This window comes from Proteus vulgaris, assembly GCF_033708015.1.
Classification (GTDB): domain Bacteria; phylum Pseudomonadota; class Gammaproteobacteria; order Enterobacterales; family Enterobacteriaceae; genus Proteus.
In genome coordinates this window covers 2,237,071-2,249,079 of record NZ_CP137920.1, presented here as the reverse complement: position 1 = coordinate 2,249,079, position 12,009 = coordinate 2,237,071, and the positions used below count along the sequence as shown (strand labels likewise).

At 35.8% G+C, this 12,009-nt stretch carries 17 protein-coding genes; 11 read left to right on the top strand and 6 right to left on the bottom strand.

The annotated features are described in order from the left end of the window. Positions 1-186 precede the first annotated feature (186 nt). Positions 187-405, top strand: coding sequence for a hypothetical protein (locus SB028_RS10720; RefSeq protein ID WP_069369007.1), 219 nt, complete (start codon positions 187-189; stop codon positions 403-405). A 2-nt stretch (positions 406-407) separates the two neighbouring features. Beyond that, a complete protein-coding gene (locus SB028_RS10715) occupies positions 408-752 on the top strand; it encodes a low molecular weight protein tyrosine phosphatase family protein (protein ID WP_069369008.1) in 345 nt (114 codons plus the stop codon). A gap of 105 nt (positions 753-857) precedes the next feature. On the opposite strand, the gene SB028_RS10710 is transcribed toward SB028_RS10715, so the two are convergent. From SB028_RS10710 to SB028_RS10695, 4 genes are all read right to left on the bottom strand, one after another. After that, on the bottom strand, positions 858-1,322 hold the full coding sequence (locus tag SB028_RS10710) for an HIT family protein (protein ID WP_069369009.1): 465 nt from the start codon (positions 1,320-1,322) through the stop codon (positions 858-860). A gap of 164 nt (positions 1,323-1,486) precedes the next feature. Continuing rightward, positions 1,487-2,464, bottom strand: coding sequence for a porphobilinogen synthase (hemB, locus tag SB028_RS10705; protein ID WP_069369010.1), 978 nt, complete (start codon positions 2,462-2,464; stop codon positions 1,487-1,489). A 256-nt stretch (positions 2,465-2,720) separates the two neighbouring features. Further along, the gene (locus SB028_RS10700; RefSeq protein ID WP_069369011.1) at positions 2,721-3,083 is read right to left on the bottom strand and encodes a hypothetical protein; all 363 of its coding nucleotides are present in this window, start codon (positions 3,081-3,083) and stop codon (positions 2,721-2,723) included. Between the two features lie 733 nt (positions 3,084-3,816). Further along, a complete protein-coding gene (locus tag SB028_RS10695) occupies positions 3,817-4,038 on the bottom strand; it encodes a DUF2594 family protein (RefSeq protein WP_006536484.1) in 222 nt (73 codons plus the stop codon). A 261-nt stretch (positions 4,039-4,299) separates the two neighbouring features. Here SB028_RS10695 and SB028_RS10690 point away from each other — a divergent pair, with 261 nt between their 5' ends. The 7 genes from SB028_RS10690 to SB028_RS10660 all read left to right on the top strand — a co-directional run bounded on the left by SB028_RS10690 (position 4,300) and on the right by SB028_RS10660 (position 8,904). Continuing rightward, on the top strand, positions 4,300-5,184 hold the full coding sequence (locus SB028_RS10690) for an NAD(P)H-hydrate dehydratase (RefSeq protein WP_069369012.1): 885 nt from the start codon (positions 4,300-4,302) through the stop codon (positions 5,182-5,184). Between the two features lie 141 nt (positions 5,185-5,325). Continuing rightward, positions 5,326-5,754, top strand: a complete 429-nt coding sequence (locus SB028_RS10685) for a universal stress protein (RefSeq protein WP_036912874.1) — start codon at positions 5,326-5,328, stop codon at positions 5,752-5,754. A 115-nt stretch (positions 5,755-5,869) separates the two neighbouring features. Continuing rightward, the gene (locus SB028_RS10680; RefSeq protein WP_036912877.1) at positions 5,870-6,208 is read left to right on the top strand and encodes a hypothetical protein; all 339 of its coding nucleotides are present in this window, start codon (positions 5,870-5,872) and stop codon (positions 6,206-6,208) included. A 66-nt stretch (positions 6,209-6,274) separates the two neighbouring features. Further along, complete coding sequence (locus tag SB028_RS10675; protein WP_023582008.1) at positions 6,275-6,712, top strand: universal stress protein; 438 nt, start codon at positions 6,275-6,277, stop codon at positions 6,710-6,712. A 209-nt stretch (positions 6,713-6,921) separates the two neighbouring features. Continuing rightward, positions 6,922-7,335 (top strand): hypothetical protein, encoded by a 414-nt coding sequence (locus tag SB028_RS10670; RefSeq protein ID WP_069369013.1) that lies wholly within the window; start codon positions 6,922-6,924, stop codon positions 7,333-7,335. Positions 7,336-7,636: 301 nt separating this feature from the next. After that, a complete protein-coding gene (locus tag SB028_RS10665; protein ID WP_069369014.1) occupies positions 7,637-8,440 on the top strand; it encodes a threonine/serine ThrE exporter family protein in 804 nt (267 codons plus the stop codon). Beyond that, positions 8,431-8,904 (top strand): threonine/serine exporter, encoded by a 474-nt coding sequence (locus SB028_RS10660; protein ID WP_171729939.1) that lies wholly within the window; start codon positions 8,431-8,433, stop codon positions 8,902-8,904. The genes SB028_RS10665 and SB028_RS10660 overlap by 10 nt, the downstream gene beginning before the upstream one ends. A 4-nt stretch (positions 8,905-8,908) precedes the next feature. Here SB028_RS10660 and SB028_RS10655 read toward each other — a convergent pair whose 3' ends face one another. Then, positions 8,909-9,091: a hypothetical protein gene (locus tag SB028_RS10655; protein WP_069369016.1), complete on the bottom strand. Its 183-nt coding sequence runs from the start codon at positions 9,089-9,091 to the stop codon at positions 8,909-8,911. 254 nt (positions 9,092-9,345) lie between these two features. Here SB028_RS10655 and SB028_RS10650 point away from each other — a divergent pair, with 254 nt between their 5' ends. Next, the gene (locus tag SB028_RS10650) at positions 9,346-10,329 is read left to right on the top strand and encodes an endonuclease (RefSeq protein WP_069369017.1); all 984 of its coding nucleotides are present in this window, start codon (positions 9,346-9,348) and stop codon (positions 10,327-10,329) included. An 11-nt stretch (positions 10,330-10,340) separates the two neighbouring features. On the opposite strand, the gene SB028_RS10645 is transcribed toward SB028_RS10650, so the two are convergent. Then, complete coding sequence (locus tag SB028_RS10645; RefSeq protein WP_069369018.1) at positions 10,341-10,784, bottom strand: methyltransferase family protein; 444 nt, start codon at positions 10,782-10,784, stop codon at positions 10,341-10,343. 350 nt (positions 10,785-11,134) lie between these two features. Between SB028_RS10645 and phoH the strand changes: the two genes are divergently transcribed. Beyond that, entirely contained in the window at positions 11,135-11,920 is a 786-nt protein-coding gene (phoH, locus tag SB028_RS10640) for a phosphate starvation-inducible protein PhoH (RefSeq protein WP_069369019.1), read from the top strand. Positions 11,921-12,009 lie beyond the last annotated feature (89 nt).

Genomic DNA, 12,009 nt, shown 5'->3' with positions numbered 1-12,009 from the left:
AACTCATCTTCATCCCATAATTTTGTTTATTTCTTCTATATGCTTTGCACAATAAATCTATATTCGCTGATTTCTCTTTGTATAAAAATAAACCATTGCAGATTTACCTAATTCAACTAAAATAGTGCCTTGTTAGATCCTCTCCGTATTACTGCGGCTGCTATCCCTTTAATCTGAGAGGTTATTATGTCTATACAAAGAGATCGTGGTTGGCGTCAATGCGTTAACCGCAAAAATAAACATCAAGAAATGGGTTGTTCACGAGTAATGTTTAAACCAGAAAAAAAATGGTCTAATTTATATACTCGATCACTGAAAATGACCAGAGCTGCACAACTAGGAATTGAATACCCAAGAATTTCTCGTAGTCAGCGTCGATTAAATGCGTTATCTGATAGTGAATAAAGATGAATATCTTATTTATTTGCAGTAAAAATCAGTGGCGAAGCCCAACTGCGGAACTGTTGTTTGCAGATAGAGAAGGTATTAATACGCTTTCAGCGGGGACGCGCAAAGATGCGCAATGTGTCGTTGATAACGAATTATTAAAATGGGCTGATTTAGTGCTTGTCATGGAATCTAAACATTTAAATCGATTATTGGCATATTTTCCTGCAACAATGCGCTATAAAAAAGCATATTTATTGGGAATTCCTGATAATTATCGCTTTAACGATCCGGCATTAATTGAGCTTCTTGAACGGAAAGTTCAGCTTTATTTACCCATGGAAGCCAAGCTTCCAACTCAATAATGTTTTAATCTTGATAAAAAAACGCTCAGTTCAAAAATTAAAACTGGGCGTTTTTTATTATCTAAAGATTTCTTATATGTATAAGAAGCGCTGACTAGATTTTTACTATTGGCTATTTTTTCTGATCAGAGCCGCTAATTGTGCAAGCTCCTCATCATTCGCTCGTTCAAAATCGTGAGATGAAAGATAACCTGGATATTTATCAAAGAAAATTTTCTGTTTATTTTCAATGGGCGCCCATTTCGTCATATCACCCGTGCCATGCATCGGACTAAGCTTACTATGGACATGATCAACCCCAAATCCTTCAAAAAACATGCCTGAGCGGGAAACATCAGGAAATGTTTTATCTAAGATTTTTGCTACTTTCTTTGTGGCAATCACTAATAAAGCTAAAGCTTCATCACTGAGATCAAAGGCGTAACTTGGATAGTGTTTTTTAGGAATAACAACGGTAAAGCCTTTGGTATTCGGAAATATAGACAGAAATGCAAGGTGATGTTCGTCTTCCCAAATTTTATGGCAAGGTGCCTTTCCAGCAACGATTTGACAGAAAATACAGTTATCCATAGTCGCCTCATAATAAAAGTACTCGTTATACTTCAAGTTGTCGCGTTGTTGACTGCGTTCATTCGCGCTAGTCACATATCTTGTATGCGCCTAGTGACTCATGCATTTGTCACCTAGCTACATCTTGAATTATTTAGAGTATCTACTCATCGAGCATAAGATTGTTAAAGTAGGTTTCTTTCCGCTAAATCAAGTGCGTAGTAAGATAAAATTAAATCTGCACCAGCACGTTTAATGGAGCCCAATGTTTCCATCACAACACGATCTTCATCAATTGCACCCGCTAATGCTGCAAATTTAATTTGTGCATATTCACCGCTGATTTGATAAGCCGCTAAAGGTAATAGCGTGCGTTCACGCACATCGCGAATAATATCTAAATAAGCCCCAGCGGGTTTTACCATCAGCATATCAGCGCCTTCTTGCTCATCAATTAATGATTCGCGGATCGCTTCACGGCGGTTCATTGGGTTCATTTGATAAGTTTTACGATCACCAATTAAGCGAGAGCCCGCTGCATCACGGAAAGGACCATATAAGGCAGACGCAAATTTAGTTGAGTAAGAAACAATACCTGTGTTGCTAAACCCAGCTTTATCAAGTGCGGCACGAATAGCAGCGACTTGACCGTCCATTGCGGCTGATGGAGCAATAAAGTCAGCTCCCGCTTGTGCTGCAGCAACAGCCTGAAGACCTAAATTATAAATAGTTTCGTCATTATCAACATGATCACCATGTAAAACACCACAGTGACCATGTGAGGTGTATTCACAAAAACAGGTATCAGACATGACAATCATTTCAGGTACGGCATCTTTACAAATACGCGACATACGAGAAACTAAGCCATCACTTTTCCAAGCATCACTCCCTGTTTCATCAAGGTGATGAGATACCCCAAAAGTCATGACTGTCTTAATGCCTGCTTTTGCAATACGTTCAATTTCATAAGCAAGACGTTTTTCAGGAATACGAACGACACCGGGCATGCTTTTAATCGGTTGATAATCATCAAGCCCTTCTTCTACAAATATAGGTAGAGCGAGATCATTTTTAGTCAGTGTGGTTTCTTGAAAGAGTGCGCGCAGGTTTTCGGACTGGCGTAGTCTTCTTAAACGCTGGATGGATTGTTCGTTGCTCACAATATCTCCTTTTTATGGCCAGTACTAACAAGTATTTACCGAGGTATTATAAACCTTAATATCGATAGATAGATACTGCATAATTGATACTCGTTATACATCAAGCTATCGCCTAACGACATCTTGAATTATTTATAGAGGAAGAGAAAAAACAAAAGCAAAAGGGAAGAAGAATAATTGATGGAAAGAAATAAAAAAGAGCAGGATAATTTCTACTCTTTAAATTGATTGCTACTCATTTTTTTTAATAAGAAGATTATTTTTTTGACTCTTCTAATGCCGCGACCATTTGAATTTTACAAGCCGCAATAATTTGAGTTAAACCGTCTTGGAATTCTGCACGAGAGCCAATTTCAGATTTGGCTTCACGTAGAGAATTAACAACCTCAATCGCACCTTCAGTGAATTGCGCTTCCGTTGCATCCAGTTTTGCAAAATCAAATTTCTTTGCGTTTAGAGAAGCCATTGCATCTTTAGCAATTTTCTCTGCAGGCTCTTTTGTATCATAAGCTTTAATTGAGATATCTTTAAAGGTATCGCAGTAATCATCTGCCATTTTTGTTGGGTTCGCAAAAGCAACGGCAGGTAATAATAGCAGAGATAAGAGAAGTGGTTTCATTTTAGCCTCATGTTTATTTTTAGTGCGTAATTATTGAGTGTAACATATAAACAGGGATGACGATAAATCAGAATAAGTGCAAAATACAAATGGTTAATATTTTTAATCCTATTGGGTTTAGCTATTTTCGTTATAATTGTGTTTAGGGACAATAAGCTAGCAATTTTTTATTTAATAAAATTTCATAAGTCACAGTAAATAAAAATAACTAAAAATATAGTGATATTAGGATTTATCTTTATTTACATTTTATATTGCTAGTTTTTATTTGTGTTAAAAATAACGAAATGTGTGTTTTAAACATAAAAATCAGAATAAAAAAACTAAATGTTCATCCGTTAGCGTTAAGGTAATTTTAATGCATTGTATTTAATCGCTTAATCTATGTACGTGTTGGCAATGATGGGAAGGATCCTAATTCTATTCTTTAATCTAAATAACATTAAAAAATTTAAACAAAAATTGGTTTGATAATGAATATTAGATAAAAATAAAGAAAATAAACGCATTATCACTTGGTTGGCATGAAAATGGCTTGAATTGAAAATGGGGGATAAAAAGAAAAAAATCCCCTCTATAAAGATAGAGGGGTAGCTAAATGAATAAAGAATGGTTTATTTCGAGAATGAGTATATAGGAAATTTGATCCCAAAATTTGTTTATTTGTGCAGCACAAAAAGTTTAGAGAATAAAGTAAAAATATGTACAAACACTCAATTCGAAAATCAACGTATTATTGACGATAAGCTGTCTTAATTTGGCTAATCGTATTGCGGAATGTCTCTGCTTGTTTTTCGTCATCAACTTCCGCAATTGCACGTTCAATATTTAAAATAACACGTCCCGCATCTGCTTGACCTAATGCTTTTAACATATAGGTGACTAATGTTTTTAAGCAAGCGACTTCTTCTGCTAATGTTTCCACATCTGCTTGTGTTTTAAACTTCTCGTTCATTATCTACGTTCCTGTGTCTTTAATTTATAAATCATATCAAGCTAGGTCATTAGAATAGCAAAGTCTCAGCAAGGTATGAATAGTGATGATAAAAGCATTTTATCATATTGAAATTATTAGCATGATAAAGAGACAAAATAGTCTGTGATCCCATTTATTTGTTGAAACCACGCTATACTTTGAACGTTAATACAAACAGAATGTGATAAAACGCCCATTGCGAGCAATAAGAAAAAATGCAGAAAAAGAAGGGGGCATCATATGAATGAAGAACAACTGTTACAGGCGATCACTCATTATCCCGCACTTTATCAGCGCAAATCAGGAAATACACATAAAGGAACATTCGGCACATTAGGGATTATAGGCAGCGCAGAAGGAATGAGTGGTGCTATTGTGTTAGCAGGTAAAAGTGCATTGAAAGCAGGGTGTGGAAAAGTATTTCTTGGCTTTGCTCAGCCACAACTTCCTGTCCCTTTTATTGATAGTGCTCCCGAGCTTATGCTTAAAACAGCACAAGCATTGATAGATCAGCAAGATATTTCTGCTTGGGCGATTGGATGTGGATTGGGATTATCTGAAAACTCGGAAGAGATGTTATCAATAGCTTTAGCACAGTGTAATGAAAATAGACCTTATGTTTTTGATGCGGATGCATTAGTGTTAATAGCGAAACATAGATCAGAATACTCGCTTAATCAGCAATGTGTATTAACGCCTCATCCCAAAGAAGCGTCTATTTTGCTTAATTGCACGCTAAATGATATCCAAAATAATAGAGAAGATGCGGCGAAGGAAATTGCGAAAATTTATCATTGCTGGGCAATTATCAAAGGACAAAATACCGTAGTGACTTCTCCGAAAGGGGAAATTACAATTAATACAACGGGTAATAGTGGATTATCAACCGCAGGGAGCGGTGATGTGTTAACAGGCGTTATGGGCAGTTTTTTAGCACAAGGAATGACAATGTCTGATGCAGTGAAAAGCGCGGTTTGGATACATGGAATGTCAGCGGATATCTTAGTTAAAAAAGGTATTGGACCAATAGGATTAACCGCATCAGAATTGATCGATAGTATCCGAAATATTCGCAATCAAATATGGACATTAACGCAACAACATAATGCAAACTATTTTGAATGATCACTTTTATTTTTAGCTTAACGTATTAATAATTAAAGTAGGTTTCTATTAAAGTTAGATTGTTTTTAGTTAATTCACTCACAGTAATCTTTGGGTTATTGCGATAAGATTAAGGCAAATGGAGAGTTGAGAGGAGTTATTATGTATAAAACGATTTTAGTGCCTATTGATATTGTGGAAGAAGAGTTAACCAGTAAAGCGGTACGACATGCTGTGTATTTAGCAAAAGAAACAGGAGCTAATTTACATTTAATTCATGTTCTTCCAATCTCTTCAGCAATTATTAATGCTTATTCATTGGGGTATCCAGAAATTAAAGATAAAGCAACCGTGAAAGCAGAGAATGATATGCAAATGTTGGTGGATTCGGTGGATTTACCTGCTGAAAAGGTCGCTTATACGGTTACTTTTGGCTCACCTCGTGATGAAATTTTAGTCACAGCAAAAGATATTCAAGCAGATTTAATCGTGATTGGTTCACGTAGACCGAATATTAGCACTCATTTATTGGGCTCAACGGCAGCGGGTGTTGTTCGCTATGCTGAAATTTCAGTGCTAGTTGTTCGTTAATCTATTACTAATATGCTATGAGTATTTCTCGTAGCATATTTTTTTAGTTTTTGCGTAGCTTATCTTATTTATTCAATATAAGTTTATTGAATAAACAGTCTAGAAAATCGATAGAATGGAAAAATTTACTCAAGAACTTTTAAGGCTCGATCATTTTATTCTACGCATCTTACGCTATTATGTAATAGGCTCTATTTTCTTTTTCTTAGGATTATTACCGGGAGTATTAGGTTTTTATTTAATCGAAGGTCATACCTTTATGGAATCTTCATTAAACGCAATTTCTATGTTAAGTGGTCAACCGGTAGAGCCAGCACCTGCAACCCCAACAGGGCGCTTTTTTATTGCAATTTATGGTTTATTTCTTCAGTGTGTTTTTATTTTATCAATTGGGCTTGTAGTCACACCTTTTATTCATCGACAATTGCATAAATGGCATCTTGAGGAAGATTAAATAAGCAAGCTGTGGGTTTAACGCTACAATAATAAACAGACAATAATCTGATAATGAGGAGTTGCTATGTACAAGACAATTCTAGTACCTGTTGATATTTCAGAAGATGAGTTAACGACTAAAGCCTTACAACACGCTGTTTATATTGCCAAATTAGAAGGTGCAAAACTGCATCTTTTCCATGCTATTCCTGATATTTCACGGTTTTCTATTAGTTATAGCTACCATTACGACATGCTCAGTTCTTTTGCAAATAAAGCACTTGAGCGTGTACAAGAGCAACTGCAAGAATTAGCCAATGGCATTGATTTACCAAATGAACAAGTTGAATTTTCAGCCGTATTTGGTTCTGCAAGAGATAAAGTTTTAGAACTCGCTGAAAAAATTCATGCCGATTTGATTGTAATAGGCTCTCGTCGTCCAAGTATTTCAACTCACCTATTGGGCTCAAATGCATCAGGTATTGTCGCTTATGCTAAACAGTCCGTGTTAGTTGTTCGCTAACTTTTTATAAAAATTAGAAAATAGTTTTGACCCCTAGATCTCTATTTAGGGGTTTTTTATTTTTTGTATTTAAGCCTAACCATTTTAAATTGATTTGTGAATGAGATTGCTTATTAATGCGGTTTTATTTTAAATACCCAGATCTTTATTGATTGAGAATGATAGTCATTCTAAAGTGGAGTCATTGTTATTAATTAGAGATGAGTATTATGTTGAATAATAAAAATTTTATTGTTATGAATGTTGACCAATTTCCAGTGATTACGATGAAAATTTTCCCAGAAACATTAGACGATGCGAATAACTGGATTGCTGAAATGGATGTGGTACTAAACGAAAAAAGAAAATTTGCCTTGGTTTATCCTTCTATCAACAAAAAGAATAAAGTGGATAATAAAGAAGGTATGGAGGGAATGAAAGCGGTTAGACGTTGGCTAAAAGAGGGGAAAGCGCTTCTTAGCGAATATTGTGTAGGCATGATAATGACTGCCGATCCACAAAAAAATGATAAAGAGCAACTCGTTCAACTCTCTTCTGTTATCTCTTCTGTTTATGGTGTATCGGTATTTGTTGCAGAAACACTGGATGAGTCGTATATCCAAGCTAATAAATTAGTGAAGTAATTAAACCTTATTAAATTTCTTAATTAAGTGGGTTTATAAAGCACTTGTATAAGTGCTTTTTTATTAAGACAGTGACAGCCATTTGATTATGTGAGTTAGAATATGAAAGTGTGTTTTATTATTATACGGTACTTTCCTGTAGCAATATTTATGAATATCCATCTATAAAATTGATCTACCTACTGCCTAAAATATTTTATTTGTTCATAATAGTATTGAAAGATAATAGAGCGAGAAATGCGCTATGCTGATGAAGTTTATATTAGCAATGGCTCGTTTTTGATTAAAACTAAGGCATAGTATGGATAATGAGATAATGGCGGAGTGCACTGCCATTTCACAAGATAAACAGCGTGAAATTACCAAGTTATGTATTCAAACTGCGCTGTTACTATTGCAACATGGCGCAGAAAGCATGCTGGTTGAACAGCTTTCAACCCGTTTAGGTTTAGCTTTAGGTGTACATCAAGTCGAAAGTGCAATTTCTGCTAATGCGGTTGTATTAACCACGATTGTTAACGGACATTGCCAAACTTCAACACGAAAGATAGTTGACCGCGGTATTAATATGCATGTTGTGACAGAGGTTCAGCATATTGTTATTTTGGTTGAACATCACCTTGCAGATATTCATGAAGCAAGAAAACGTTTTGAACATATAAAACCCTTACGCTATCCACGTTGGGTAATTATTGTTATGGTTGCCTTATCTTGTGGTTGTTTTTCTAAATTAAATGGCGGCAATTGGGATGGCTTTTTAGTTTCTGCCATTGGTGGTGGTCTGGGTATGTTTGTACGTCAAGTATTAACACATCGCCAAATGAATCCATTAATTAATTTCTGTATTACGGCATTTGTAGCGACTTCAGTCTCAGGTCTATTATTAAAACTCTCTTATTTTCAAACGACGGCAACGATTTCAATGGCTGCTAGTGTCTTATTGTTGGTTCCCGGATTTCCTTTAATTAATGCTGTTGCTGATATGTTTAAAGGGCATGTTAATACCGGCTTAGCGCGTTGGGCAATGGCAACCATGTTAACATTGGCAACCTGTTTAGGCGTTATTTTAGCCATGGCCGTATGGGGGTTAAGAGATTGGGCATAATAATGATAATTCTTACCCTAATTGAAGATATGGTTTTAGCGGCTATTCCTGCTGTGGGTTTTGCAATGGTATTTAATGTGCCTTTAAGAGCATTAAAATATTGCGCATTATTAGGAGCAATAGGTCACGGCTCTCGCACTGTTTTAGTCATGAGTGGGATGAATATAGAATGGGCAAGTTTTTGTGCCGCTATTTTAGTCGGGTGCATTGGTATTCAATGGTCACGTTGGTGGCTTGCACACCCTAAAGTCTTTACTGTTGCCGCAGTTATTCCAATGTTCCCTGGAATAAATGCATATATCGCGATGATCTCAGTGGTGAAGTTAACACAAATTGGTTATAGCGCAGAAATTTTTGAAGCTTTAGTTACTAATTTCCTTAAAGCTTCATTTATTGTCGGTGCGCTCTCTATCGGGCTATCCTTGCCGGGATTATGGTTATATCGCAAGCGTCCGAGTGTATAATGACTTATATTGCGTGTTGTAGAGAGTTTAATGTAATATCCAGTTCGTTTTTATCGGAAATAATAATTTGAATTCGTAGTTTATTCTCAGATTCTAAACTGGCATGCGCTTTAACATCTTCGTTATTCGCATGCTTTTTTGTTATCTCGACTAATTCGTCCATTAAATTCAGCATATTCTCATTCATTTTTAAATTTCTCCAAATCATTGATGGACTAAACCATAGCAAATCCCTTTTGCGTTAATGTCGAGAATAACGGCTTTTTCTATCACCATTCACGCTTATTGTTTTATTTTTTTATACAAAAAATAGCAAGAAAGATTGTCCAAAATAAATAAAAAAAAGGTAATATTAGGATAAATAAAAATAAGGTTATCAGAGAGTTATTAAAGATAATTCTTATTGGGTTTAATAAAATAAAAAGTAAGGCAGATACCACATTGAGAAAAATATTACACTATACCGCGATTGTATTAAGTTTGTTTTTTATCACATCAAATGTTCAAGCTCAGGCTCCTGAAAATTTTACAAAAGCAAAAGAGATAGCAAGAGAACGTATTTATTATGATCAAAATCAAAAATCACAAGGTACTATTTATTGTGGTTGTGATTGGGAATGGGTAGGTAAATCTGGAGGACGGGTTGATTTAGCCAGTTGTGGTTATAATGTCAGAACTCAGCAAACGAGAGCGGAACGTATTGAGTGGGAGCATATTGTACCTGCATGGGTTTTTGGTCATCAACGTCAATGTTGGCAAAATGGAGGGCGAACAAATTGCGTAAAAAACGATCCTGTATTTGGCAAAATTGAAGCGGATTTACACAATTTAGCGCCATCTATTGGTGAAGTTAACGGTGATCGTAGCAATTTTAGTTTTGGACAATTACCTGCAAAAGCGCCTTACCAATATGGTCAATGTCGTAGCCGTGTTGATTTTTCTTCACGGACTTTTGAACCTCGTAATGACGTTAAAGGTCAAGTCGCAAGGGTTTATTTCTATCTGCATGATCGTTATAACCTCTCTATGTCACGTCAGCAACAACAGCTATTAATGGCTTGGGATAATGCTTATCCACCAACAGCATGGGAAAAAGAGCGTGATAACCGTATTGCTCGTATTGTTGGATATCACAATCCCTTTGTGACGGGTGAAATGAAATGGCAATTAGGGCATAAAAACAGTGGTGTTGGATTATCTGCAACAAATAGTACGTTAGTGACTAAAGCTAAAACTGAAATACCTAAGCAAATAAACACATCACAATCTGAAGATATTAAAGGTAATGTAAATAGTAAGATTTACCATTTTTCACATTGCTCGGGTTATAAAACAATGTCAGACAAAAATGCGGTTTTGTTTAAAACAGAGAGCGAGGCGATTAAGGCTGGCTATCGTTTAGCGAATAACTGCAAACAACCTTAATTGTAATTATTTTACATCCAACGACGAACGTGGCGACAATATTGTTGCCACGCTTGCGGAAATAATTCACTTAAGATTTTTTCTTCACGTACTATCGTATAGCGATCAGTAATAAAGTAAAACGCAATTGCCGCACCTAAAAATCCCCAATTACCAAAAATAAAAAACAACCCAATACTCATATCTAAAAAACCGAGATACATAGGATTGCGGCTTATTTTATAAGGACCAGCTGTCACTAATTGCCGAGGTGTGTGATTGGGATTAGGAGACGTTTTTTGTTTAATAAAAAAGGAGAGACAATAAAAAAGCCAGATCCCAGAAGTTGTAATGGTAAGTAAACCGAGGTAAAAAAAGAAGCCCATTTTAAGAGAGCCAGAGTGAAGTTCAAAACCGATAAATGGGATTAGGTTAAGTAGCAGCCAATAGATAAAAGGTAATCGCAAAAAATTCATTAACTCCCCCTAAAATAACATTTATTGTTATTTTTATGTTAAGTCTATCTCGTTATAAAGCATCTCAGTATTGAAAATATTTTTCTTTTGTCATTATACTGTCATAAAGCTTCGTTAATTTTCACTCTAACTCCATGATGGGGAATATGAATGACAGAAGCAATGGAAATATCTCGTTACTTACAGAAAACCGGCAACAACCGTTCATTGATGTTTAATGTTCAGGATTGTGACCGGTTTTTTTGTTTTCTGCGACTAAACCGAGTCTGAAGGGGACTCATCGGTAAGTGAATGGAATATAAACAGAGATGTCGATGACTTTTTGAAGACTAACAAGGGTAAATACCACTATGAGTAGACAAAAAGCAGCAACACGTTTACGCCGAGAAAATAAACGCACCTCACGTAAAGAACAACGTAATGGAGCGCATCGAGATAATGTTATGGTTTTACCAGGCTTTGGGGATATCGATACGATTGGTATGGCGAGAGAAAAACGTGATGAGCGTGTATTATCGCCTCGCAACGAAGCTCAACGTCAATATATAAATGCAATTAAACATCAGAATCTTATCTTTGCCACAGGGGAAGCTGGCTGTGGTAAAACTTTTCTTAGTGCTGCAATGGCCGCCGATGCTTTAATTAATAAAGAAATAGAGCGTATTATAGTGACTCGACCAGTATTGCAAGCTGATGAAGACCTCGGTTTTTTACCCGGAGATATTGCTGAAAAGTTTGCACCTTATTTTCGTCCTGTTTACGACGTATTAGTTAAACGTTTAGGCGCTTCATTTTTACAATATTGTCTACGGCCTGAAATTGGTAAAGTCGAAATTGCGCCTTTCGCTTATATGCGAGGTCGTACTTTTGAAAATGCATTTGTTATTTTAGATGAAGCGCAGAATGTTACTGTAAATCAAATGAAATTATTTCTAACTAGAATGGGTGAAAATGTCACCGTTGTCGTCAATGGGGATATTACACAGTGTGATTTACCTGCTAATGTACCGTCTGGATTAGCAGATGCACTGGTTCGATTTGAGGCTAATAACCGAGTAGGGGTGATTAAATTTATGCAAGAAGATTGTGTACGCTCTACATTATGTCAGCATGTACTTGCAGCTTATAATGATTAAAGAGAGTATGCGAAATTTTGTATAAAAATTAAAAGGTCACATATTAATGTGACCTTTTTTATTTATATCTTTAAATAAACTATTTATTT